At 69.8% G+C, this 25,136-nt stretch carries 16 protein-coding genes; 3 read left to right on the top strand and 13 right to left on the bottom strand.

Going from position 1 to position 25,136, the window contains the following annotated elements; all coding sequences use genetic code 11:
- Positions 1–557: 557 nt before the first annotated feature.
- From VGZ32_RS16820 to VGZ32_RS16795, 6 genes are all read right to left on the bottom strand, one after another.
- Complete coding sequence (locus VGZ32_RS16820) at positions 558–1,124, bottom strand: hypothetical protein (protein ID WP_326887000.1); 567 nt, start codon at positions 1,122–1,124, stop codon at positions 558–560.
- A 249-nt stretch (positions 1,125–1,373) separates the two neighbouring features.
- Positions 1,374–1,823, bottom strand: coding sequence for a DUF6918 family protein (locus VGZ32_RS16815; RefSeq protein ID WP_326886999.1), 450 nt, complete (start codon positions 1,821–1,823; stop codon positions 1,374–1,376).
- A gap of 273 nt (positions 1,824–2,096) precedes the next feature.
- Positions 2,097–3,287 carry an acyl-CoA dehydrogenase family protein gene (locus VGZ32_RS16810; RefSeq protein ID WP_326886998.1) on the bottom strand — a complete coding sequence of 397 codons (1,191 nt, stop codon included), beginning with the start codon at positions 3,285–3,287 and terminating at the stop codon, positions 2,097–2,099.
- A 5-nt stretch (positions 3,288–3,292) separates the two neighbouring features.
- Complete coding sequence (locus tag VGZ32_RS16805) at positions 3,293–4,222, bottom strand: hydroxymethylglutaryl-CoA lyase (RefSeq protein WP_326886997.1); 930 nt, start codon at positions 4,220–4,222, stop codon at positions 3,293–3,295.
- On the bottom strand, positions 4,219–5,973 hold the full coding sequence (locus VGZ32_RS16800; RefSeq protein WP_326886996.1) for an acetyl/propionyl/methylcrotonyl-CoA carboxylase subunit alpha: 1,755 nt from the start codon (positions 5,971–5,973) through the stop codon (positions 4,219–4,221). The genes VGZ32_RS16805 and VGZ32_RS16800 overlap by 4 nt, the downstream gene beginning before the upstream one ends.
- A gap of 22 nt (positions 5,974–5,995) precedes the next feature.
- Positions 5,996–7,675 (bottom strand): carboxyl transferase domain-containing protein, encoded by a 1,680-nt coding sequence (locus VGZ32_RS16795; protein WP_414642557.1) that lies wholly within the window; start codon positions 7,673–7,675, stop codon positions 5,996–5,998.
- 238 nt (positions 7,676–7,913) lie between these two features.
- On the opposite strand from VGZ32_RS16795, the gene VGZ32_RS16790 reads away from it, so the two are divergent.
- The gene (locus VGZ32_RS16790) at positions 7,914–9,332 is read left to right on the top strand and encodes an LCP family protein (RefSeq protein ID WP_326886995.1); all 1,419 of its coding nucleotides are present in this window, start codon (positions 7,914–7,916) and stop codon (positions 9,330–9,332) included.
- A gap of 162 nt (positions 9,333–9,494) precedes the next feature.
- Here the strand turns inward: VGZ32_RS16790 and VGZ32_RS16785 are convergent, their stop codons facing one another.
- Together VGZ32_RS16785 and VGZ32_RS16780 are read right to left on the bottom strand one after the other, a co-directional pair.
- Positions 9,495–10,613: a hypothetical protein gene (locus VGZ32_RS16785; protein WP_326886994.1), complete on the bottom strand. Its 1,119-nt coding sequence runs from the start codon at positions 10,611–10,613 to the stop codon at positions 9,495–9,497.
- Between the two features lie 84 nt (positions 10,614–10,697).
- A complete protein-coding gene (locus VGZ32_RS16780; protein ID WP_326886993.1) occupies positions 10,698–12,356 on the bottom strand; it encodes an amidohydrolase in 1,659 nt (552 codons plus the stop codon).
- A gap of 359 nt (positions 12,357–12,715) precedes the next feature.
- On the opposite strand from VGZ32_RS16780, the gene VGZ32_RS16775 reads away from it, so the two are divergent.
- The gene (locus VGZ32_RS16775) at positions 12,716–13,513 is read left to right on the top strand and encodes an SGNH/GDSL hydrolase family protein (protein WP_326886992.1); all 798 of its coding nucleotides are present in this window, start codon (positions 12,716–12,718) and stop codon (positions 13,511–13,513) included.
- 204 nt (positions 13,514–13,717) lie between these two features.
- Here VGZ32_RS16775 and VGZ32_RS16770 read toward each other — a convergent pair whose 3' ends face one another.
- Together VGZ32_RS16770 and VGZ32_RS16765 are read right to left on the bottom strand one after the other, a co-directional pair.
- Positions 13,718–15,241, bottom strand: coding sequence for an MFS transporter (locus VGZ32_RS16770; protein ID WP_326886991.1), 1,524 nt, complete (start codon positions 15,239–15,241; stop codon positions 13,718–13,720).
- 96 nt (positions 15,242–15,337) lie between these two features.
- Complete coding sequence (locus VGZ32_RS16765) at positions 15,338–15,997, bottom strand: TetR/AcrR family transcriptional regulator (RefSeq protein WP_326886990.1); 660 nt, start codon at positions 15,995–15,997, stop codon at positions 15,338–15,340.
- 484 nt (positions 15,998–16,481) lie between these two features.
- On the opposite strand from VGZ32_RS16765, the gene VGZ32_RS16760 reads away from it, so the two are divergent.
- Positions 16,482–17,108: a phosphoribosyltransferase gene (locus tag VGZ32_RS16760; RefSeq protein ID WP_326886989.1), complete on the top strand. Its 627-nt coding sequence runs from the start codon at positions 16,482–16,484 to the stop codon at positions 17,106–17,108.
- 23 nt (positions 17,109–17,131) lie between these two features.
- Here VGZ32_RS16760 and VGZ32_RS16755 read toward each other — a convergent pair whose 3' ends face one another.
- The 3 genes from VGZ32_RS16755 to VGZ32_RS16745 all read right to left on the bottom strand — a co-directional run bounded on the left by VGZ32_RS16755 (position 17,132) and on the right by VGZ32_RS16745 (position 25,093).
- Complete coding sequence (locus VGZ32_RS16755; RefSeq protein WP_326886988.1) at positions 17,132–18,529, bottom strand: sugar porter family MFS transporter; 1,398 nt, start codon at positions 18,527–18,529, stop codon at positions 17,132–17,134.
- A gap of 466 nt (positions 18,530–18,995) precedes the next feature.
- Positions 18,996–23,138, bottom strand: a complete 4,143-nt coding sequence (locus tag VGZ32_RS16750; RefSeq protein WP_422653144.1) for a carboxypeptidase regulatory-like domain-containing protein — start codon at positions 23,136–23,138, stop codon at positions 18,996–18,998.
- A 326-nt stretch (positions 23,139–23,464) separates the two neighbouring features.
- Positions 23,465–25,093, bottom strand: coding sequence for an alkaline phosphatase family protein (locus tag VGZ32_RS16745; protein ID WP_326886986.1), 1,629 nt, complete (start codon positions 25,091–25,093; stop codon positions 23,465–23,467).
- Positions 25,094–25,136 lie beyond the last annotated feature (43 nt).

The raw sequence follows: 25,136 nt of genomic DNA, 5'->3' as shown, positions 1-25,136 counted from the left end.
CGTCTGGGACGAGCGGAGCATGTCGGGCGCCGGCGTCGGCAGAAGTGGGTCGGTTTCTGGGTCTGGGGTCTCAGGGCATGGAGCCTCCGGGGCGGGGTCGGCAGGGCAGAGCAGGGCGGGTTCTGGGGCAGGGGGACATGGTGCAGCGGGACTAGGGACGGTGGGATTCGGGTCGGCAGGACTAGGGACGGTGGGATCGGGGTCGGCGGGATTAGGGACGGTGGGATCGGGGGCTGGGGCAGCGGGTTCGGGGACAGGGACAGGGGGGCACGGCTCGCACGGGCAGGCGGCGGAGGCGCGCGCCGGTGAGCGTCGTCTGGGCGGTGGCCGTGCCCTGGACGATCGGTTGTTCGACCATCAACGGGTCGACGGCGAGGAGTTGCTCGACGCGCATCGCCGCCGCACCCGTCGCGCCCGTGCCGTGTTCGAACGCCTCTTCTACGGCTAGTGCGGTGACCACCAACCTTGACCGGGTCCCGAGACCGCAAACGATGTGGCCTCCGATGCCACCGACCCGGCGAACGTTGGTGGTCACCGCACTAGATCGCGCGCTCGGGTCAGGGGGAGTCCGAGCCTGACGCGGCGTCAGATGTGGGGCCGCGGGATGGGTCTCGGGACGCGCGGGATGGGGTCGACGTGCGTGCAGGATCCGCGGAGCCGGGTGGGGTGCCGGTGTCAGGGGCGGCAGGAGGCGGGTCGAGGCGGCGTCCGAGTTCGTCGACGAGACGCAGGCGGACCGCCTCGCGCCGCACCGCGCTGATCGAGCGCTCGTGTCGGCGGCTGATCTCCGTCCATGTCAGGTCACTGACGACCTCGGTGGTGAGCCGTTCGCGTTCCTCGTCGGTCCACAGCGCGCCGACGTTGCGGTAGCCGGGCGGTCGGCGACGTGGTGGATACCCCTTCCACGTCATCGCCGCGACGTCTTCGCGGGGCACTGTTCGCACGATCTTGTCGCCGGTCAGGAAGTGCAGGTGCGTGGCGTCGAGCCGCACCGTCTCGGCGGTGAGCGAGACCGTCACCGGTGCGGCGCCGGTACCGAGCCAGCCGGGTCCGGCCGTCGGCGCGATCTCCAGCTCGATGATGGACTCGCCGACGACCGGGGCGAGCGCGGACTGTCCGGGCATGATTCCTCCTTGTAGTCGATCGCGGACGCAGTGTGACGTCCACTCACTGACTATGACAGGGGGTACCGACAAGGTCCGGAGAGGGGAGCGAACGGTGTGGAGGAGGGAGTTGGGATGGGGTGGAAAAGCGAATGCCCGGCTCTGGTGAGCCGGGCATAGCTGAAGATATGAGGACCGATCGGCGCTCCCGCGTGGTTCACCGATCAGTGGGACCCTGGTCGGGGTCGAGCCGGGTCGAGCCGGCTCGGGTCAGGCCGCCGCGTACTTCTGGACCAGGGCGCCGAGGCGCGGGAGGGCGGCCTCGACGTTCTTGACGCCGCTCGGGCGCACGGTGTTGTACGCCTTCCTGATCGGCGCACGGGTCGAGTTCGCGGCGCGCGCGTCGGTCACCGAGAGCAGCGCCTCGGAGACCTCGCCGCCGCGCTTGGCCAGGAAGTCGCCGAACTCGGAGCTGCCGGAGGCGCTGAACTCCGCCCAGAACGGCTCGAGCTTCGCCACCATGTCGGGCAGCAGCGTGTCGACCGCGTCGTGGATGATGCCGGACGCGAACGTTGTCACCGTCTTGAACGCGAGCTTGATCGCGGTGCCGGAGATCCCGGACTTGTCGGAGACCTCCTGCTCAATCAGCGTCTGGCAGTCGGCGACGACCTTCGGCCGGATGTCCGGTGCCAACAGGGTCTCCTGAAGCGTGGCTGCCATGAGTGTGATGTTCTCCTTGTCGCAAGGGCTTTGCTTTGCCCGATGGATCCCGCGTGCCCCGGTGAGTCCCCGTCCAGGGCCGTACGGCCCGGCTCCTCTCAGGTCAGGGTTCGCACAGGCTACCGTACTCAGGCGTCGTCCGTTATCGGTGGATCGCGACGGTGACGGGGTCGCGACATTCGGGCATGACGCGAGGACAGCGTGGGGTGGGCGAGGGTGTTTCCGCGCGGAGAATGATGTGGTTGGGGAGGTCTGGGCTGCGCTGTGGTCTTTTCAGGCCGGGAGGCCGAGGTCGCGCGCGATGAGGAGACGTTGCACTTCGCTGGTTCCCTCGCCGATCTCGAGGATCTTCGCGTCCCGGTAGAAACGGGCCACGGGGTATTCGTTCATGAAGCCGTAGCCGCCGAAGATCTGTGTGGCCGCTCGCGCGTTGTCCATCGCCGCCTCGCTCGCCACCAGCTTCGCGATCGAGGCCTGCTTCTTGAACGGCTTGCCCGCCAGCAGCAGTCCTGCGGCATGACGGTATGCCAGACGCGCGGTGTGCGCCCGGGTCTCCATGTCCGCGATCTTGAACTGGATGGCCTGATACTCGCCGATCCGCTGGCCGAACGCCACGCGCTCCTTCGCGTAGCGCACGCACTCGTCCACGCAGCCCTGCGCCAGACCGGTCGACAGCGCGGCGATCGCTACGCGGCCCTCGTCCAGGATCCGCAGGAACTGCGCGTAGCCGCGGCCCCGCTCGCCGAGCAGGTTCTCCTCCGGCACGCGGCACTCCTCGAACGACAGGCCGTGCGTGTCCGAGGCGCACCAGCCGACCTTCGAGTAGTCGGATTCGACGGTGAATCCGGGCGTTCCGCTGGGCACGATGATCGAGGAGATCTCCTTGCGGCCGGCGCCGTCCGCCGAGTCGGTCGGGCCGGTGACCGCGGTGACGGTGACCAGGGCGGTGATGTCGGTCCCCGAGTTGGTGATGAACGACTTCGAGCCACTGATCACCCACTCGCGCTCCCCGTCGCGGCCCGCCGCGTTGTCCAGCCGCGCCCGCGTCCTGGTCGCCCCGGCGTCCGAGCCGCCGCCCGGCTCGGTCAGGCCGAACGCGCCGAGCTTCTCGCCGGTGCACAGCTGCGGCAGCCAGCGCTCCTTCTGCTCCTCGGTGCCGAAGCGGTACAGCGGCATCGCGCCGAGCGAGACGCCCGCCTCGAGGGTGATGGCGACCGAGGAGTCCACCCGGGCCAGCTCCTCGAGGGCGAGGCAGAGCGCGAAGTAGTCGCCGCCCATGCCGCCGTACTGCTCGGGGAACGGCAGCCCGAACAGGCCCATCCGGCCCATCGCGGCCACCAGCGGGTACGGGAAGGCGTGCCGGTCGTAGTAGTCGCCGATGACCGGCGCCACCTCGGCGTGGGCGAACTCTTCAACGGTCTTGCGGAGCTCTTCGTACTCCGCCGGAAGCTCAGGGTCGAACACCGCGATCAGTCCTTCGTGAGGGCTTGTACAGCACGGGAGGGGGCCGGGCGGCCGAGGTGGTCGGCCATCCAGCGCGAGGTCTCGACGAGGGCCGGCAGGTCGATGCCGGTGTCGATACCGAGTCCGTCGAGCATCCACACGAGGTCTTCGGTGGCGAGGTTGCCTGTGGCGGACTCGGCGTATGGGCATCCGCCGAGGCCTCCGGCGGACGCGTCGACGGTGGTGATTCCGGCCTGAAGCGCGGCGAGCGTGTTCACCAGCGCCTGGCCGTAGGTGTCGTGGAAGTGCACGGCGAGCCGCTCCGGCCCGATCCCGCGGGCCGCGAGCACGTCGAGCAGGGTCCTGACGTGGCCGGGGGTGCCGGTGCCGATCGTGTCGCCGAGGCTGATCTGGTCGCAGCCGAAGTCGGCCAGCCGCCGCACCACGTCCGCGGCGGCGTCCGGGGGGACAGGGCCCTCCCACGGATCGCCGAAACACATCGACACGTAGCCGCGTACCCAGAGGCCCAATTCGAGGGCCTGACGGACGACGCTCTCGATGTCGGCCAGGGCGCCGGCCACCGTGGTGTTGAGGTTGCGCCGGGCAAAGGTCTCGGTGGCGGAGGCGAACACCGCGATCTCGCGCACGCCGCAGGCCAGCGCCCGGTCGAGGCCGCGAGGGTTGGGCACGAGTACGGGATAGTGCACGCCGGGCCGGGCTTCCAGCAGCCGGAACAGGACTTCGGCGTCGGCCAGCTGCGGGACCCACTTCGGGTGCACGAAGCTGGTCGCCTCGATCCGGGTGGCCCCGGCGTCCGCGAGCCGCTCGATGAACTCGGCCTTCACCTCGGTGGGGACCGTGGTCTTCTCGTTCTGCAGGCCGTCGCGCGCGCCGACTTCGTACACGGTGACGCTGCTCGGCAGGCCGCTGTGCGGGAAACGCTGCGGAAGGTTCATCGCGTGCCGCTCCCTTCGCCGTCGTCGCCGGAGGAGGCGGGTTCGACCTCGAACAGCAGGGCGCCGATCGCGACCTGCTCGCCGACCGCGGCGCCCACGGCGGTCACGGCCCCTGCGGCCGGAGCGGTCAACGTGTGCTCCATCTTCATCGCCTCCAGGACGCCGAGCGGTTCGCCCGCCACGACGTGCTGCCCGACCGTGACCTTGACGGCGATGACGGTGCCGGGCATCGGGGCGCGCACCGTCGTTTCGACCGTGCCGGGGCCGTCGGCGGACGCATCGCCGGTCCGGTCCCGCGCGGACGGGTCGCGCGGGGGCAGCGGCGGGCCGCCGAGCCGCCACCCGTCGCGCAGATCGAACGGGGTCGGGCCGTCCGGCTCCAGGTGCGGGTAGAACGGCAGGTCCGGATGGCGGTCGAGCCATGCGGTGTCGATCCGCGCGTCGGCGAACTGGGCCGAGCCGAGCAGCGTGCGCAGGAAGCCGAGGTTCGTGGTCAGGCCGTCGACGCGGGTGCGGTCGAGCGCGGCGAGCAGGGCGCGCCGGGCCTCCTCGCGGTCAGCGCCGCGCGCGGTGATCTTGCCGATCATCGGGTCATACCACGGCGACACCTCGTCGAAGGGGCGCAGCGCGGCGTCCACGCGCACGTCCTGCGGCCAGGCAACCGCTCCCGCACGCCCGGCCTGCGGCAGGAATCCGTGCTCTGCGTCCTCGGCGTAAACGCGCACCTCGATGGCGTGCCCGCTGACCGCGACATCCTCCTGGCGCAGCGGAAGCGGTTCGCCGCGCGCGACACGGATCTGCAGCTCGACCAAGTCCAGGCCGGTGACCAACTCGGTGACCGCGTGCTCCACCTGGAGCCGGGTGTTCATCTCCAGCAGGAAGAACTCGTCGCCGGTGACGAGGAACTCGACGGTGCCCGCGTTGACGTAGCCGACCTGCGCGGCCAGCCGGACGGCGGCGGCGCGCAACTCCTCGCGCAGTTTTGCCGAGAGCGTCGGCGCCGGGCTCTCCTCGACCACCTTCTGGTGCCTGCGCTGGACAGAGCAGTCGCGCTCGCCGAGGTGGATCACGGTGCCGTGTGCGTCCGCCATGATCTGCACCTCGACATGGCGGCCGTGCTCGACGTACCGCTCGACGAGCAGCGTGCCGTCACCGAAAGCGGATTCGGCCTCCCGCCGCGCCGCGGCCAGCGCATCCGGAAGCTCGGGCGCGGACCGCACGATCCGCATCCCCTTCCCGCCGCCGCCGGCCGCCGCCTTCACCAGCACCGGGAAGCGGACGTCGGGGGAGTCGGGGTGGTAGGTCGGCAGCACCGGCACGTCCGCGGCGAGGGCGACGTCGCGCGCGGCGTCCTTGCGGCCCATCGCCTCGATCGCGTCCGGAGTCGGCCCGATGAACACGAGCCCTGCCTCACCGCAGGCCCTGGCGAACCCGGCCCGCTCGGACAGGAAGCCGTAGCCGGGATGGACCGCGTCCGCCCCGGTCTCCTTCGCGGCGTCGAGCAGCGCGCCGATGTTCAGGTACGAGGCGGAAGCGGCGCTGGAGTCCTCGGCGGAGGCGCCGATGCGCACCGCCTCGTCGGCCGCCACGGCGTGCGCCGCGTCCCGGTCGGCGTCGGAGTACACCGCGACCGTGCGGATCCCCATGGCCCGCGCCGTGCGGATGACCCGCAGCGCGATCTCGCCGCGGTTGGCGATGAGGATCTTGGTGATGCCGGTCATCGCTGGGGCATTCGTCCCGGTGGTATTCATCGCAGTGACGTTCATGGCCGTGTCACATCCGGAAGATGCCGTAGCTGGTGCCTGCCGGGGGTGCGTACGAGGCGGCCGCGAGGGCCAGCCCCAGCACTCGGCGGGTGTCCACGGGATCGATGATGCCGTCGTCCCATAAACGGGCGGTTGAGTAATAGGGGGAGCCCTGGGTCTCGTACTGCTCGCGGATCGGCTTCTTAAACAGCTCCTCCTCCTCGGGCGCCCAGGAGCCGCCCTCGGACTCGATCCGCTCGCGCCGCACCGTCGCGAGCACCATTGCCGCCTGCTCGCCGCCCATGACCGAGATGCGGGCGTTGGGCCACATCCACAGGAAGCGCGGGTCGTACGCGCGCCCGCACATGCCGTAGTTCCCCGCGCCGAACGAGCCGCCGATCACGACGGTGAACTTGGGCACGCTGGCGCAGGAGACCGCGGTCACGAGTTTGGCGCCGTCCTTGGCGATCCCCCGGTTCTCGTAGTCCTTGCCGACCATGAACCCTGAGATGTTCTGCAGGAACACCAGCGGGATCCGGCGCTGCTCGCACAGCTCGATGAAGTGCGCGCCCTTGAGCGCCGACTCGCTGAACAGGATGCCGTTGTTGGCCAGGATGCCGACCGGGTAGCCCTCGATCCGGGCGAACGCGCAGACCAGCGTCTCGCCGTAGCGGGCCTTGAATTCGTGCAGGGCTCCCTTTTCCTGACTCGGCCGGTCCACGATCCGGCGGATCACCTCGCGCGCGTCGTAGGGGATGCGCGGGTCGGCCGGGACGACGTCGTAGAGCTCGGCCGGGTCCGCCTCGGGCTCGGCGGCGTCCTGCGGGACCAGCCACGGCTCGACGGCGGGCAGCGTCGCGACCGCCTCGCGCAGGAGGTCGAGCGCGTGCTCGTCGTTCTCGGCCAGGTGGTCGGCGACGCCGGACAGGCGGGTGTGCACGTCCGCGCCGCCCAGCTCCTCGGCGGTGACGATCTCCCCGGTCGCCGCGCGCACCAACGGCGGGCCGCCGAGGAAGATCGTGCCCTGGCCGCGCACGATCACCGTCTCTTCGCTCATCGCCGGGACGTACGCGCCGCCCGCCGTGCACGACCCGAGGACGGCGGCCAGCTGCGGGATCCCGGCGGCGGACATGCGGGCCTGGTTGAAGAAGATCCGGCCGAAATGGTCCCGGTCCGGGAAGACCTCGTCCTGGAGCGGCAGGTAGGCGCCGCCGGAGTCGACCAGGTACACGCACGGGAGGCGGTTTGCTGCGGCGACCTCTTGGGCGCGCAGGTGCTTCTTTACGGTCAGCGGGTAGTACGTGCCACCTTTGACGGTGGCGTCGTTCGCGGCCACCACGCACAGCTTGCCGGAAACGCGCCCGATCCCGGCGATGATCCCGGCCGAGGGGATCGGGCCGCCGTGCTCGGCGTAGAGGCCGTGCGCGGCGAGCGGGGCGAGTTCGAGGAAGGGGGAACCGGGGTCGAGGAGGCGGTCGATCCGGTCGCGCGGCAGCAGCTTGCCGCGCGCGGTGTGCTTCGCGCGGGCGCGCTCGTCGCCGCCCTGGCGCACGCGGGCCAGGTGGGCGCGCAGCTCCTCGGCGAGGCCGCGAAGTCCGGCGGCGCCGGTCTCGCGCGCGGGGCCGGGCAGCGTCGTCTGCGGTGTCGTGGACGGCACCGTCGCCGCCTTTCTGTTTCGGTGATGGCTCGTGCTTGTGGCACCCTGCATCGGCGCGCTCCGCGGAGCGCTTCACGACGTGATCGTCGGGGTGGCCGACGACCGTGTCGTACCCATGGGTACCACAAGCACAACACAATCGGTGCTCCGGGTGGAAGGGCACCGAGCGGACCGCTAAAGCCGCTGCTCAGCGCCGCGTTCACGGGCCGTGAGCGGATGCGGCCGAATGGGTGAGTCGGCGCCGCGCCTCCCGGCCCGGGGCCGGGCCGCTTCTTACGATCGCGGTGTTATGAACAGCCGAGATGTCGGGAACAGGGCAGCGTCGGCCCGGAAAGCGTCCGGACCGCGGCCCCCGTTCACCCAGCGGGTGCGGCACTTCGGCCGGGTGCTCTTTGGCGCGGCCTCCGCGCTGGTGCTGGTCGCCGCGGGTGCGGGGTGGTATCTGCACTCCTCGGTGCTGGGAGGGCTGTCCACGTCCCACGCGCTTGACGGCCTCGGCGGCCACGGTGCGCCTGACAGCGACCTCAACATCCTGCTCATGGGGCTGGACTCGCGGCGCGACAACCAGGGCAACGACCTCCCCGCCGCGACCCTGGCCCAGCTGCACGCGGGCAGTTCCAGCGACATCGGCGGCTACAACACGAACACCCTGATCCTGCTCCACGTGCCGCGGGACGGATCGCGCGCCATCGCCCTGTCCATCCCGCGCGACGACTACGTCGATCTGCCGGAAGGCCTCGGTCAGCACAAGATCAAGGAGGCGTACGGCCGGGCGAAGGCCGCCGCCGAGAGCGCGGCGACGGCGAGCGGGACGACCGATCGCGCCAGTCTGGAGCAGCTGGGACGGGAGGCGGGGCGCCGGGCGGCGATCGAGGCGGTGCAGGATCTGCTGGGCGTCCAGGTGGACCACTTCGCCGAGATCAGCCTCGTCGGGTTCTACGATCTGGCGAACGCGCTCGGCGGCGTGCAGGTGTGCCTGAAGCACCCGGTGCGTGACTGGTACTCGGGCGCCGACTTCCCGGCCGGCGTGCTCACCCTGAACGGCGCGCAGTCCCTGGCATTCGTCCGGCAGCGACACGGGTTGATCAACGGCGATCTCGACCGCACCCACCGGCAGCAGGCATTCCTGGCATCGGCCGTCCATCAGCTGCGCAGCGAGGGCGTGCTGAGCGACCTGAGCAAGGTCGACGCCCTGCTGAACGTGGCCCGCCGCGACGTGGTCGTCGACTCCGGATTCGACCTGCTCGGCTTCGCGCGCCAGGCCGGAGCGGTGACCTCGGGCGACGTCACGTTCTACACGCTGCCCATCGAGGGGTACGCGACCGAGGACGGCGAGTCGGTGAACATCATCGATCCGGCCAAGGTGCGGGAGACGGCGCAGCGGCTGCTCTCAGGCGTACCGGCGGCGAGTGATGTCAATGCGACGCTCCCGCCAAGCCCGCCGACGTCGGCCGGGCCGGAGATTCCGCAAGTCGCACAGGACGACTTCATCCAGAACGTGGTACCAAGCCGCGCGGCGCTCGACCAAACAGCGTTCGACCACACGGCGCTCGACGGCACAGCGTCAAACCGATCAGTACACAATCGCACGACCACTAAGGGCGTAAGACGGGCGGTCGTCTTGAAGTCTGGGCCGGCGATGGCTCCGGCGAGCACGCAGCCCGAGCCGTCGATCAGTGCGCCGCCGGGCGTGCCCTGCGTCGACTGAGGGCCTTCGGCCCGGCATGCATCCGACCTGAGCCGTCAGTCGGCGTGCCCTGTGCCGATTGAGGCCTTTGATCGATTGGCGCGATAAAGCAGCACCGTCCGCTCCAAGCTGGGGCGGGCGACGTGTCTTCAGCTTGTCAGCCGACTGTCAGCAGCCACAGTTCTAGCTTTGGTCCCCACGCGCCGCCGCAGCGGTCGTCGTGGGCTGACGGTCGCGGGGAGTACGGACCATGAAAACCTGCCCGGGGCGGCGGCGCGGGCCGGACCACGGCGCCGGGACCGCGTCGATCCGATAGGCCAGCGCGTAGGCGGTCGGCTCGTAGTTGACCCGCCAGCCGCGGAAGTGCGGCCAGGCATCCTCGGGGCTGCGCTCCATCGGGTAGTTGCCGTAGCGCATCATGTCGATGCCCTGGGAGAAGTCCTCGAAGGTCAAATGGATCGGGCCGTCCGGGTCGGGGTCCGGGTCGTAGTCGATCTTCTCGACGTCGGCGATGTCGCGCAGGCAGTTGAATCCGGCCCGCAGCGCCAGACGCAGCTGCGGATTCGGGGTCGACGGATTGAGCGCCAGCTCCAGCGCGGCCGCGTCCATCACCGCGAGCAGCGCGATCAGCCAGTTGCGATAGGAGCGCGGCGAGCGGAAGTGGATCAGCACCGGATAGCTGGTGTGGCTCTCCGAGATCTCCGCGGCCCATCGCTCCCAGCCCTCGTACAGCGCCGGAAGCCCGAGGTGCAGACCGGGGATCTGGCGGTGTCGGGTGAGGATCTCCGGCCCCCACGCCGGGACCCCGGCGCGAGACTGGAGCATGGTGACCTCGGCCTCGCGGCGAGAGTACGCGGCGTAGAGCGCGGGCAGGTAGCCGACCTGCAGACCGATCACCACCGGGCCGGTCGCGGCCGCGCAGAAGTCGACGACGGTCAGCCGGTCGCGGGTGGGGCTCGCGAAGCCGAGGGTGAAGATGGAGGAGCCGGCCTCGCGCACGGCGTCGTAGAAGCTGAACCCGCCCAGGGCTTCGAGCAGCAGGCCGAATCCGATCATGAACACCGCGAGCCAGCTGAGCAGACTCGCCAGGATGGACAGCGGGGCGGCCCAGGCCAGCACCCGGTCCTTCGCGTTGTAGTCGCGCACCGCGTTCGCGACCGCCTGGAACGGAAGCCGGACCAGGTCGCGGACCAGCTTCGTGGTGCGCGAGCGCAGTCCGCGCGGCACCACCAGGGTGGCGATCACCGTGGTCCAGGTGCCGACGATGATGAACGCTCCGGCGAGCAGTTCGATGATCCGCATGCGTCACATCATCGCGCCTCACCGCGGACAGGACACACTGGTGTGCACAAAGCGGTGGAGTACCGCGGCGCGTCCGCCGCCGGTTCAGATCCCCGGCGCCTCGTGGACGATGCGTCCGGCGGCCACCGTCATCAGCGCCCGGGCCTCGGCGATCTGGTCGGACGGCGCCGCAAACACGTCGCGGTCCAGCACCACGAGGTCGGCGTCTTTGCCCACCTCAAGCGAACCGGTGCGCGCGTCGGCGCCGCACACGCGTGCCGATCCGATCGTGTAGGCGGCCACCGCGTCGCCGAGGGCGAGCGCCTGGTGTGGCAGAAACGCGGCAGTCCCGAGCGGCGCGCCGGGGACGATCCGGTTGACCGCCACGTGGATCGCGCGGAGCGGATCGGGGCTGGAGACCGGCCAGTCGCTGCCCGCCGCCAGCATCGCGCCGTCACGGTGCAGATCGCCGAAGGGGTACTGCTGGGCGTAGCGCTCCGGCCCGAGCACCGGCTCGTTCAGCTCGCGCATCTGCTGGTCGTCGGCCGCCCAGAGCGCCTGCATGTTCGCGGTGACCCCCAGCTCGCGAAACCGGGGCACGTCGTCCGGGTGCACGACCTGGATGTGCGCGATGTGGTGCCGGTGCGGCGAGGGGCCGTTGGCGGAGCGCGCGGCCTCGAAGGCGTCCAGCGCCTCGCGCACGCCACGGTCGCCGATCGCGTGGAGATGCACCTGGAAGCCGAGCGCGCCGAGCCGCGTCACCGCCTCCGCCAGCAGCTTGGCGTCGAGATAGCTGTACCCGGACCCGTCGGTCTGGTGGCCGTGGCCGTCCAGATAGGGGGTCAGCATCGCCGCGGTCAGGTTCTCGCAGATCCCGTCCTGCATGATCTTCACGGTCCCGGCGCGGAACCGCCCGGCGTCCGCCGCCTGCGCGCGGCGGTCGGCCAGCTCGCCGATCTGTTCGAGGCCGCGGTTGCGGTCCCACCAGAGCGCGCCGGTCACGTGGGCGGTGAGCAGGTCCTCGCGCGCCGCGCGCAGATACGCGGGCAACAGGTCGTCATATCCGAGATAGGGGCCGACGATCGCGTCCTGCCATCCGGTGACGCCGAAGGAGTGCAGATAGCGCTGTCCTTCGAGCAGCGCTTGCTGATAGTCCTCGGAGGTGAGCCGCGGTGCCTGCCGCCCGACCAGTTCGGCCGCCTCCTCGTGCAACGTCCCGAGCGGTTCTCCGTCGGCGTCCCGGGCGATCCGGCCGCCGGACGGGTCCGGGGTGTCGCGGTGGATTCCGGCCGCCCGCAGCGCGGCGCTGTTGCACCAGGCGTCGTGGTGGTCCCGGTTGATCAGGAACACCGGCCGGTCGGGGACCACGGCGTCCAGGGCCTCGCGGCGCGGCAACCCGCCGGGGAACTGGTCCATCGCCCAGCCGCCGCCCACGATCCACGGCACCTCCGGATGCGCCGCTGCGTACGCCGCGACCCGCGACACCGCGTCGTCCGCGTCGACCACACCGGTCAGATCGCAGCGCAGGCGCTCGACTCCGCCCATCACCGGATGGACGTGTGCATCGACGAAGCCGGGCAGCAGCAGCCGGCCGCCCAAATCGACCACGCGGGTGTGCGGACCCATGAGGGCGCGCGCTGCGGCGCCCCCGACCGCCGAGATGGTGCGTCCGGTCACCGCGACCGCGTCGGCCCAGGAGCGGGCCGCGTCGCAGGTGAAGCAGTGGCCGCCGACGAGCACCAGATCCGCTACGCGATCAACCATCCCAGAGCCCTTCGTTTCCGTGGATTCCGGCCTTGCGCCCCCGGCGCCTGAGCCCGCATTGGCTGACGTGTCAAGCACCCTGACATGGCCAAGCGCCGAGCGGTAGCGACACGGTGTCACGCGCACGGCGCGGAATGTACGGCGTCGTAGTCGATCGCGGTACCCGGAACAGGGGCGGAGCAATCATCTCAGGCGACTGAATAGTTTCCGTGCATCCGGTGTCACGCACTGTGCACTAGGGCAAAAACTCGGTATTCGGCTTATGTGCTCTTTTCTGCGCCCGTTTCGCGAGTTACAGATGAGTTAGCTGCTGCTCAGCGCTGACTTAACTCAGCGCTCCCCCACTCTCGGAGGCATCGATGCCCCAGCGCGTCCTCATCGCCTCGCTCACCGCGGCGGCCGCCGCCGCGGCCGCGATCGCGTTCGCCCCCGCCGCCGCACACGCGTCCGGCCTCAACTACGCCGCGCTCGGCGACTCGTACTCGTCAGGGCTCGGAGCCGGCAACTACGGCTCCAGCGGCTCGTGCTACCGCAGCGCCGGCGCCTACGGCCAGCTGTGGACGAACCACGACAGCCCCGCCTCGTTCGACTTCGCCGCCTGCTCCGGGGCGACGACGAGCGACGTGATCAACACCCAGGCGCCCACGCTCAGCAGCGCCACCAACCTGGTGTCGATCACGATCGGCGGCAACGACGTCGGCTTCTCCAGCGTCATGGAGACCTGCGTCCTCGACTCCACCTCGTCGTGCGTCAGCGCGGTGGACAACGCGGAGAACCAGGCGAAGACCACGCTGCCGGGCAAGCTCGACAACGCCCTGAACGCGGTCGCCCAGCACGCCCCGAACGCCCAAGTCGTCGTGCTCGACTACCCCGAGCTCTACGACCTGTCCAAGTCATCGGGCTGCATCGGCCTGAGCACCACGGACCGCACGGTGCTCAACCAGGCCGCTGACATCCTCGACGGTGTGATCCAGTCGGCCGCGGCGCGCCACGGCGACGCGTTCGCGGACGTGCGCTCGGCGTTCTCCGGGCACGAGCTCTGCGACAGCGACGAGTGGTTGCACTCGGTCGACTGGTTCGACCTGACCGATTCCTACCACCCGACCGCCAGCGGCCAGTCGGGCGCTTACTATCCGGTGTTCTCCTCGGTCGCGTGACGCCGCTGCCGCGCCCGCATAGGTGACACCGCCTCGGGTGCCGACCGCCACCCAGTCCGGTCGGCACCCGACGCCTCATAGCACGCGGACCCGGTGGTCCGATCCCCCTGCGAGATCGGACCACCGGGTCCATGTTGCGTCAGGCAGTTAGTCGAGCACTGTGTTAGTCGAGCACCCGTTATTCGAGTGCTGCGACGCGGCCGCTCAGCCCACGTGCACCGGCGCGGGAGTTCCCGCCGTGGCGTCCACGTGCTCGGTCTCGATGCTGTTCTGCGAGTCCTTGCGGATCATGGTGAACGTCACGAGCGTGGACAGGCCGATCAGGATCGCGCTCACGGTGAAGGCGACGTTGTAGCCGTGGATGGCCCCCTGCACCGCCTGCGCCGGACCGTGCGCCGTGATGAAGCTGGCCACCGCGGTGGTGAACACGGTGTTCAGCAGCGCGACCCCGAGCGAGCCGCCGACCTGCTGGGTGGTGTTCAGCACGGCGCTGGCCACCCCGGCGTCGTGGTTGGCGACTCCGGTCAGCGAGGTGTTGCCCAGCGGGACGAACACGAACGCCATGCCCGCCGCCATGAGAATGAACGCCGGAAGGATCATCCCCGCGTAGGACGAGTCCACGCGCAGCTGGGTCAGCCAGGCCATCGCGCCGGTGGCCAGCAGGCCGCCGAAGGTCATCATGACCCGCGGGCCGACCCGCGGCAGCAGCGCGCTACCCACTCCGGCGATCACGATCAGCGCTCCGGAGAACGGCAGGTACGCCACCCCGGTCTTGAGCGGGGACCAGTGCAGGGTGCCCTGGAAGTAGTAGGTCATGAACAGGAACATGCCCAGCATGCCCGCGCCCAGGATGATCGAGGTCAGGTACGAGCCGCCCCGGTTGCGGTGCCAGATCACCCGCAGCGGCAGCAGCGGGTTGGTGAGCCGGCTCTCCAGGAACACGAACCCGACCAGCAGCACCGCCGCGATCGAGAACGAGACCAGCGCGCCGGTGGACGACCAGCCGGTCTTCGCCGCCTCGGTGAAGCCGTAGACCAGCGCCGCGATGCCGATGCTGGACAGCAGCGTGCCGGGGATGTCGTAGCGGGTGTTGCCCTCCGCCTTGCTCTCCTGCACGATCGGGATGGCGGCGGCGAAGGCGATGGCCGCGACGACGATGTTCACGAACAGGCACCAGCGCCAGTTCGCGTACTCGGTCAGTAGGCCGCCCATCAGAAGGCCGATCGCCGCGCCGACGCCGGAGATGGCGCCGAACACGCCGAAGGCCTTGGCCCGGTCCTTCACGTCGGTGAAGGTGACCGTGACGATGGACAGAGCCGCCGGCGCCAGGATCGCGCCGAACGCGCCTTGCAGGGCGCGCGCGGAGAAGAGCATGGCCTCGTTCTGCGCGGCGCCGCCGAGCGCCGAGGCGCCGGCGAAGCCGACCAGGCCGATCAGGAAGATGCGCTTGCGTCCGACGTAGTCCGCGATCCGGCCGCCGAGCAGCAGCAGGCCGCCGAAGGCCAGGGTGTAGGCCGTCACGATCCACTGCCGGTTGGCGTCGTCGATGTGCAGCGCCTTCTGCGCGGAAGGCATGGCGATGTTCACGATGGTGCCGTCGAGGACGACCATGAGCTGGGCGAGCAGGACGACGGTGAGCGCCAGCCACCGCTTCGGGTCGGGCGCGGCCGCGTCCGGTGGGTGCGCTCCGGCGCCGGTCGCGTCTTCGAGGGCGGTGTTGTCGGACATGGGTTCCCCTCCCAGGGATTTTCGAACTGGCGCCCGAAGAGCGCGGTGGATCAGCGTCCGTCCCACGACTCTAGGGACGGGCACCGACAAAGATCGTCAGGCGGCGTCAGGCGGGGGGTCGCACCGGTCGGACCGGGCGGCGCCGTTGGCCAGCACGGGAATGAGCACGTCGTCCACCACGTGCGCCGCGTACGCCTCGTCCATCGGCTCGGCCGACGTCAGCTTGTGCGCGATGATCATGGCGTGCATGACCTCGTGCAGCAGTCCAGCGCAGGTGGGCGACGACAGTTCCCCGCGGTCCACGGCGCGGCGCACGATCGTCTCGTGGAGGACCTGTTTCGACTCGAACGTGCATTCGTACAGGGTTCGCGCGAGAGTCGGGTTCCGGGCGGCGGCGGTCATGACCCCCGTCATCACCTCGCCGTCCGGACTGTTGCTGACCTGACACGCGAAAGATACCAAGGCCATGAGATCCCCGCGTAGCGAACCGGTGTCAGGAGCCTCCGGAGTGGCCCCGAAGCGCCAGGTGAGCGCCTCGGCCACCAGGCCCGGCTTGTCCGGCCAGGTCCGGTAGAGGGTCGCCTTGCTGGCGCGGGCCCGCGTCGCGATGGCGTCCATGGTCATCCGGTCGTACCCGACTTCGCCGAGCAGCTGGAACACCGCCTCACAGATGGCTTCCCGCCGGTCGGGGGCGCGCTTCGCGGTCTTCACCGCCGCCGGCCCCAGCCCGGACAGTTCGATCTCCGTGTCGGTCACGATGTTCTTTCCTTCCCGCGGAACCGGGAGTACGGAACCGTTTCGTTCCGAAACTCTACTGAAGCAGAACGCGGTACGAAACCGTTTCGTACACTTGAAGCGTGTGATCCACATCACATTTGTGTTTGTCCGCCGGTATTGATGCCGGTGTCGACGCCGTCAGCGCAGGTCATCGCGTCGGCGGGGTGAGTCACACGGGGGCGCGGGGGAGGGGATGCAGCGCCGTTGTGCGATGAGAGACCCCGGGGCGCGACGCCGAAGCGACTAAGACGACCTTTGCTGCATGGTCACCTCACGTCTGCCTCGTCGTTACTGACAGCTGGCGGCGCCCTAATGTACCCGCCCACAGTTGCGGTCACACAGACGGCGATTGCCGGCTCTTCGGCGTTCGACGGGGGCGGCGACACCAAGTGCGCTCTACGGTGAAGGAGAGGGCTCGAAGAACGCTGCTCAACCTCGACGAGCGCATGTCACAGGAGGCTCGATGCGATTCGCCGATCGCGCCGACGCCGGACGGCGGCTGGCGGTCCTGCTGGAATCCGAGCGCGGCGAGAATCCCGTGGTGCTGGGTCTGCCGCGCGGCGGTGTGGCGGTCGCGCATGAGGTAGCGCGCGCCTTGGACGCACCGCTCGACGTGATCGTGGTGCGGAAGCTGGGCGTGCCCTGGCTTCCTGAGTTCGCGATGGGCGCCTTAGGGGAGGGCGGGACGCGCATTCTCGACGAAGAGACCGTCGAACTCGCCCGCGTCACACCGGAGCAAATCGCCGAAGTGGAGCGGGTTGAATCAGCCGAGCTGGCGCGGCGCTCGGAGCGTTATCGGGCTGCGCATCCGCGGGTGCCTCTGGAGGGCCGCTGCGCGATCGTCGTCGACGATGGAATCGCCACCGGGGCCACGGCGCGAGCAGCGTGCGCCGTGGCCGCGCGGCAGGGAGCGGCGAGAGTGGTGCTGGCCGTTCCGGTGCTTCCGCCCGAGGTGATCGATCCGCTCAGCGAGGTGGCGGACCGGGTCGTCTGGCTCGAGGCCCCGGTCCGCCTTGACGCCGTCGGCTCGTGGTATCGCGACTTCGAGCAGCTCACCGACGCCGACGTGGAGCGGCTGCTCAGCTCGTGACGGTGCTCAGCTTGGGACGGTGTTCAGCTTGATACAGCTGCGGACCCGGCCACCGCGTGCCGGCGTCCGCGCAGGTCCAGCTCGATCTCCTCGAGGCTGCGTCCCTTCGTCTCCGGCACGATCCACTTGACCAGCACGAACAGGACGATGTTGACCGCGGCGAACACCCACATCGAGTGCCCGAGGCCGAGTTTCTTCGGATCGGACATGGTCGGGAAGATGCCGGTGATGATGCCGGTGGACGCCCACAGCACCACGGCGCTCACGCCCATACCGGCGGCGCGTGCCTTGAGCGGGAAGACCTCGGCCATCATGACCCAGACGACGGCGCCCCATCCGAGCTCGTAGCCGGCGAGGTACAGGATGAGCAGGACGAGGGTGAGCGAGCCGAGCGTCGTCTTGTTGTGCACGTCGAGGATGACGAAGCCGGCCGCGATGAGCGTGGCGGCCATGACGACGTTGCCGATGAGCAGCAGCGGCTTGCGGCCCCAGCGGTCGACCACGAACACCACCCACGCGGTGAACACCAGTTTGGTCACGCCGAGGGCGATCGCGCTCAGCAGCGCCGTGCTCGTGGTGAAGCCGAGCGAGACGAGCATCGTCGGGAAGTAGGCGTTGATCGCGTTGACGCCGCTGAACTGCTGCCCGACGGCCAGGAGCAGCGCGACGATCAGCATTGGCCGGACCCACGGCGCGAGCAGGTCGCGCCACCGCGACTGCTGCTCCGTGTCGAGCCGGATGACCTCGCGGATCTGGGCGATCTCGGCGTCGGTCTCGGCTTCCCCGTGGGTGCTGTTCAGCACGGCCCTGGCTTCCTGCTCGCGGCCGCGCTTGAGCAGCCAGCGCGGCGTTTCGGGCAGGAAGAACAGGCCGATCAGCAGGATGCCGGCGGGGATCAGCGCGCCGGAGAACATGCCGCGCCAGTTGCCGCTGCCGGCCAGCCAGTAGTCGACCAGGAACGCGATCAGGATGCCGCTGACGATGAAGATCTGGTTCAGCGAGGACATCGCGCCGCGCAGCCGGGCCGGGGCCAGCTCGGACAGGTAGGTCGGCACGGTCGCGGAGGAGCACCCGATGCCGAGTCCGATGATGCCGCGGGTGACCGTCATGGTGCCGACGTTCTGCGCCAGCATGCAGGCCACCGTGCCGATGATGACGATCACGGCGGCGATCATGATAGTGCTGCGCCGGCCGAGCCGGTCGGCGATCCGCCCGGCCAGCGCCGCGCCGAAGACCGCGCCGATCGAGAGGCTGGCGGTGACCGCCCCCTTCGTGAACGCGGTCAGGTGCCAGTCCTTGGAGAGCAGGACCAGGATGCCGGCGATCACCCCGAGGTCGTATCCGAACAGGATGCCGCCGAGTGCGCCGAAGAAATACAGAGTCGTCCGGTTGACGCGCCGTGCCGACGTCGCCTGTGCCATGCCCGCCCGCCTCGCTCCGTTGATTGGCAGAGTCAGATCAGAACGCGATAACGCGATATGCGATCACGCGATGAGGGACCGGCGGTGCGCGTGGGTGCGGTCCCGGCGCACACGTTCACACCGGAAGGCCACCGTCGCAAGGCTGTACGTGATAACAATTCCGCTACGTGACTAGTTTTCATAAACATGAACAACTTGCGGGCAAAAATGGGCGCGATTGGGAGGGAAGAGGCGGGTTGTCAGGCGGCCGGATGGCGCCGATTGAAAGACGCCGACTGAAAACAGTTGCGGTGGCGGGCGAAGCGCGGCGCGTGACACGCGGCAGCGGACTCGGCGTCCGAGCAGCCGAGAAGACCGGTCGTTTTGGATCCCAAGCGGAGGCGTGAAGCAGCGGGCCCGCCCCATCCGAGGCGGGCCCGCCGCTTGCGTGCTACTCCCGTCTAGCTCTCAAGACGACCGGTCGTTTTCAGTCGATCAGCAGGGTGAAGGACTGCGTGACGGTGTTGCCCTTCTTGATCTTCACCGTGGCGACCTGGGGTTGGTAGCCGTCCTTGGCGGCGATGACGGTCAGCGGGTTGTTGCGGTAGTCGAGCCAAAGGGCGTATCCGCCGCTGGCGTCGGTGTGCAGGGTGTAGTGGGTGGCCCAGGTGTCGATCTGCACGGTCGCGCCGGCGATCGGCACCAGCTTCCCGGAGGTGTCCGTGTACTGGACCACTCCGGTGATCTTGCCCCAGGTCGACGGCGGCTTCACCGTCATCGTCACCGGCACCGCGCCGAGCCGGTAGGGCGTGTCGGAATCCAGAAGCAGCGATGCCGTGTACGCGCCCGGCTGCACGATCGACGGATCCGCCGCGTTCAGCGTCACCGTGACCGTCGCGGTCGCACCGGGAGCCAGCGTCACCGAGTTCGCACTCAGCGACAGCCACGGCGCGCCTGCGTTGCTGCCCTGGTCGTAACCCGGCAGCACAGCCGCCGTGTTCAGCGGCGTCGCGAACGTGCCCTCACCGCCGCCGACCATGTAGAACCCGAGCGCTCCGCCGAAACGGTACGCGGCGGCGTTGGCGTTGGGCAGCGCGCTCCAGGTGTCCGTTGTGGGGTTGTAGGCCCAGCCCTGGTTGGTGAGCGCCCCGCCGGCCACGCCGTCCTGGACCAGCAACAGGCCGTTCGCTGCGGTGTACGCGCCACCCCAGGCGCCGGTAGGCATGTCAGTGAGCTTGGTCCACGAGTCGAACGACGGGTCGTACACATACGTGTGCGCACTCGTCGCGGTGCCGTCGGTGCCGCCCGCGCAGTAGATCTTTCCGGCGATCGCGCCGCAGGCGAGCCACGACGTGGTCTCCGGGTAGTTCGCGGCGGTGGACCAGGATCCTGACGTGGTGTCGAGCACGGAGACGCTCGTCGACCCGCAGGTGCTGGCACCGCAACCGCCGACGACGTAGAGCTTCGTGCCGAGCACCGCGCTGCCCGATCCGGCCATCGCCCCGGCCCAGGCAGGACCCTGCGACCAGGTGTTGGCCGCCGGGTCGTAGACCTCGGTCGAGGTGTCAGGGCTGCCCGACGCGCCCCAGCCTCCGGCGACGTAGAGCTTGCCGTCGATGAAGCCGTGCGCCGGGGTCTCGCGGGTGTCCGTCGCGCTGGCCAGCTGCGTCCACGTCCCCGCCCCCGGATCGAACGAGTACAGGGCGTTGGTGTCGGCGGCGCCGGTGAACCCGAACCCGGAGTAGAGCTTGCCGCCGTTGTACTCGGCCAGGTTGTCCTGGATGGTGGTCGGGAAGTTGGCGATCGACTGCCACGCGGTGCCCGCCGTCTGGCCGACCGCCGACGGTGTCACCCCGGCCTTGCCCACGGCCTGTTTCTTGGCGATGACCATGTCGGTGGTCGGGAACGTGCCGGTCACGTGCTGGACCGGTGCGCCGCTCAGCTTGACGCCCTGAATGGTGAATCCGCCGTTCAGGTTGCCGAGGCTGAGCGTCGCGGGCGCGGTCCCGGTGTTCTTCGCGGTGAGCGTCGCGGTGGTGTTGCCGCCCCAGGCGATCGTCTTCGAGATCGACGACGGCGTCACCGTGAGGCGCCCGGCCTTCAGGCTGAAGTCCTGTTCGACCACGCCGGAGGCGGGCACCGTGACCGCGGCCGTCGCCGAGGTGTAGTGGGTCATGGCGGCGGTCAGCGACTGGGCTCCGGTGCCGGGCGAGAACAGCCAGTAGAACGCGCCCTTGAGCGCCGGATCGGTGGTTGCAGCCGACGTCGTCGTGACGGGCGTCGTGCCCGCCTCGGTGATGACCGCCCCGGCCAGCGCGGTCTTCGTGTTCGCATCCGTGACCTGTCCGACCACCAGACCGCCGGGCACCGGGTCGCAGGTGGTGTCGCCGAGCACGACGTCATCCACCTCCCAGTAGTAGGCCCAGGTGCCGGTGTAGTGGAATTGGACCTGCACCGCGGTCTTCCCGACGGCCTGCGGCAGCGGGATGGAGACGTGCTGTCCGTTCACGTTGGTCGTCGAGTACTGCCACACGCTCGTCCAGGTCGTGCCGCCGTCGGTGCTCACGTCCACTTCGGCGGTCGAGTTGCTGAACGCCTTGTAGTAGGTGTCGAACGACAGGGACGGGTCGGTGATCGCGGACAGGTCGGTGACCGGGCCGGTCAGGATCGAGTCCTGATGGTTGCCGATGCCGAGGTGGTCGCTGTCGACGATGGCGAAGCCGCCGGTGCCGCCGGTCAGGTTCCCGCGGTTGCCCGGGTCGTCAAACTCCCAACCGCCGACCGTCGCCGTGGCGTTGGTGATCGTCCAGCCCGCCGGGAGGGACGTGGTGTCAAAGGTCTGCGAACTGCCGTGGACGTGGGTCGCGTAGCCGGGAGCGGTGCAGGCCGTCGCGTCCACCAAGACCGCGATGTTCTGCGTGACGTTGCTGATCCCCACGGTGACCTGCTGCTTGGCTTCCTGGTAGCCGGTGTACGCGGGTGTGACGTCGAGGGTGTAAGTGCCGTCGACCGGCAGCTGGAGGCTGTACGCGCCGGTCTTCGGGTTCGTATACACCGGTCCGCCCGGAGCGCCCTCGACGCTGATCGAGGCGTAGAGCGGCCAGCCCTTGCCCGAACCGTCGGTGACCTTCCCGGATACGGTGGCGCGCGCGACGGCGGCGAGGGAGAAGTTCTCCGTCACGCTCGCGCCGTCGGCGACCGCGACTCCGGTCACCGTCTGCGTCGCGTAGCCATAGGCGCTCGCGCTCACTGTGTACGTCCCGGCCGGCACGGAAACGCTGTAGGTGCCGTTCGCGCCGGTGACGATGCTGGTGCTGCCGACCGTGACCTTCGCGTCGGCCAGCGCGCCGCCGCCGGACGCCGTCACCGTGCCGGTGACCAGCCCGTGCGGTCCGCTGGCGAAGCCGGAGGTGCCCTGTGGGGTGCCGAGGCCGGTCGGACCGTCGTAGCCGGGCCCCGCGGTGCACAGATACGTCGGCGTGCAGGTGCCGTTCGAGCCGGTCGTCACGTCGTTGAACGCGCTCGCCCTGGCGTATGGGTACGAGTTCGGATACGTCCCGGCGGCCGGGTTTCCGGCGTCGGCGTACACGCTCGCGATGATCGGCGAGGCCGCGCTGGTGCCGCCGAAGACCTGCCAGCCGGCGGACTGGAAGCTGTCGTAGACCGCGACGCCGGTCGCCGGGTCGGCGACCGCTGACACGTCCGCGACGGTACGCATCGAGCAGCCGGAGTCGGTCTGGAACGACGGCTTCGGCTCGTAGAGCGAGCAGCCGGAGCCCCCGCCGCCGAACGAGTCGTTCCACACCGACTCGCTCCATCCGCGGGTGCTGGAATCGCGTACCAGCGAGGTCCCGCCGACCGACGTCACGTATTGCGACGCGGCCGGGTAGGCGACTCCGTACCCTGAGTCCCCGGAGCTGGCGACGATCGCGACGCCCGGGTGGTTGTAGTACGGGTCCATCGTCGTGGTCTCCGACGGGTCCTCGCCGCTGCCCGGCGTCGAGGAGTACTGCGAGCCGTAGGAGTTCGAGACGAATCCGGCGCCCAGCGCCACCGCCTCGTCGACGGCCGCGCCCAAGTCGGTGAAGTTCGGGGTGTTCGCCTCGACCAGGATGATGTGCGCGGCCGGCGCGATGGCGGAGACCATGTCGAGGTCGAGCGAGATCTCGCCCGACCAGTTGGCGTCGGCCGGCGGGTAGTTGGTGCCGCCGGTCTGGTCCACCTTGCTGAAGCAGCCGTTCGCCGTGGTGCACGCCGGCAGGCCGTACTGCGCCCGGTAAACGCCGAGGTCCGCCTCCGCGCTCGGGTCGTCGTTCGCGTCGACGAGCGCGACCGTGGTGCCCGCGCCGCCGCCGGACGGCAGCCCGTACGCGCTGGCCAGATCAGTCGGTCCGTAGCCCGCGGGGGTTGCCAGCGGCTGGAGGCCCTTCGCGCCGGGCAGGTCCGTCCGCTTCAACGCGAAGCATCGGAACTGGCCCTTCTTCGCTGTCGCGCACAGTGGTACGACGGTCGCACCCTTGGAACTTCCGGTGCTGGCGGAGGCCCGGCCGCCCACGGCGGCGGTGGTGGCGTGGGCGGGCGCCTGGGTCCCGGCGGCCCCGAGCGCCGCCGCGGCCAACACGGCGGCGATCCTGTGCGCCGTCCTCCCGCGTAACCGAGGTGTGGATATGAAATGCCCGAGCACTTGCACTCTGATACTCCAAGGTCTCTTGTGGAGCGCTGACGCGCCGCGGGCACATCTGCGGACCGCGGTGCCGTGGGGACGCGCACCGGAGGCCCGGCGCGTTGGCGGGGCTATCCCGCCATACCAGCGTCTTAGCCCTCCGTCGCGGCTGCGTCACCTTATGCGCGTGGCGGATCCGCGCCATGATGCACGGACCCGCCGACAAAAGCGCGAATATCAGGAATATCAGGTTTCGGGGCTGTTTCCGACCATTGATATGTCCTTGCACGGAGCTACGGCACCGGAGGCCGGTCCGGAGCGGTCTCCTGCGCCGGCATGCTGTTCGACGTCGGCAGCGGGTAGGGGATGCCCACGTCGAGCGTCCCGGCCAGCGCGTTCAGCACGGCCTGCTCGGCGACCGAGGTGTCGCCGATGCTGACCGCCGGCAGCGACGGGAACCCGGTGACGGGCGGCGAGGTCAGGTTGAGCGCGCCGGTGAAGTCGCCGGTCACGCCGCGCCGCCAGGCCGAGATGTTCGGCGCCGCGACCCCGAATCTGGTCTCGATGAAGCGCATCACCGACGTGTGGTCAAGGGTGCCAGAATACCGGTATCCGCCCGCGCTGAACGGGGAGATGACCAGCGCCGGGGTGCGGAAGCCGAGGCCGATCGGGCCGTTGACCCCGCCGGCCGCGGCCGGAAGCGTCGCCAGCCACTCGCCCGGCGTGCCCTTAGGCGCGGTGGGCGGCGGGACGTGGTCGAAGAAGCCGCCGTTCTCGTCGTAGACCACGAACACGACCGTCTGCGCCCACACCTCGGGGTTGGACACCAGCGCGGCCAGCACCTCCTGGACGAAGTACTCGCCGTAGTACGGCGGCGCGGCCGGGTGCTCGCACTCGGCGACCGGCGGCATGATCCAGGAGACCGAGGGCAGCTTGTTGTGCGCGATGTCGGACTTGAAATCGTCCGGATACGACGGCGCCAGGCCGTTGGCGATGAGCTCGATCCCGGTGATCGAGAACGGGTTGTCGTAGTTCTTGAAGTAGGGCAGCGGGCTGAGCGCGAGCAGGCCGATCGGGTCGTTGTAGACCTTCCAGCTGACTCCGGCCTGCAGCAGCCGCTCCGGCATGGTCTCCCAGTTCAGCTTGCCGGTTTCGCCGATGCGGTTGGAGAAGGTCTGCACCACCGGGCCGCCGCCGGTGCCCTCCGGGTCGATCGACCCGCTCATCAGCATGAGCCGGTTGGGGTCGGTCGGGCCGAGCACAGAGCAGTGGTAGCCGTCGCAGATGGTGAACGCGTCAGCCAGGGCGTAGTAGAAGGCGAGGTCGTCCCGGGTGTAGTAGCCCATCGTCACCGGGCCGTTGGTGGCGCCGGTCGTCGAGAGGTGCGAGGTGATGAACCCGTCCATCGCGCCGTTGTTCCAGCTGAGGTGCTGTCCGGCCCAGCTGTGGTCGATGTCGTTGGTGGTCTGCCCGTCTTCCAGCGGCGGGTCGCTGACCAAGTGGAACGGCTGGATGTAGCCCGACGTGCTGGGGCCGACGCCGGGCTGGAAGCCGAACTGCGAGAACACCGGGTAGGTGACGCCGTTCACGGTCTGGGTGGGGACCGCGGGGTCGCTGAAGCCACGTGTTCCGGAGAGGGTGCCGAAGTAGTGGTCGAACGAGCGGTTCTCCTGCATCAGTACCACGACATGCTTGACGTCGGACAGGCTCGCGGCGCCCGTCGCCGACGCGGCCAGCGCGGTGTCGATCAGCCGGGCCTGGCTGTCGGTGGGCCGCCGGGCGCCCGCGCCGGCGCCGACCATCGCGGCCGCGCCGACAGCGGTCGCCCCGGCGATCAGTCCGCGGCGCGAGACGTTGTGCTCGCCGTCGTCGCCGGTCCCCGCCGCCCGGTCCCGTGGTTCCTCGGTGTGTTCTGACGTCACGAATTCGCTCCTGTGGGTCGTGCGGCGCAGCTGCCGCCGAATA

Source organism: Actinocrinis sp. (genome assembly GCF_035938995.1).
GTDB lineage: Bacteria > Actinomycetota > Actinomycetes > Streptomycetales > Catenulisporaceae > DASZGI01.
The sequence above is the reverse complement of the archived record's forward strand: the minus strand, read 5'-3'. Positions and strand labels throughout refer to the sequence as shown.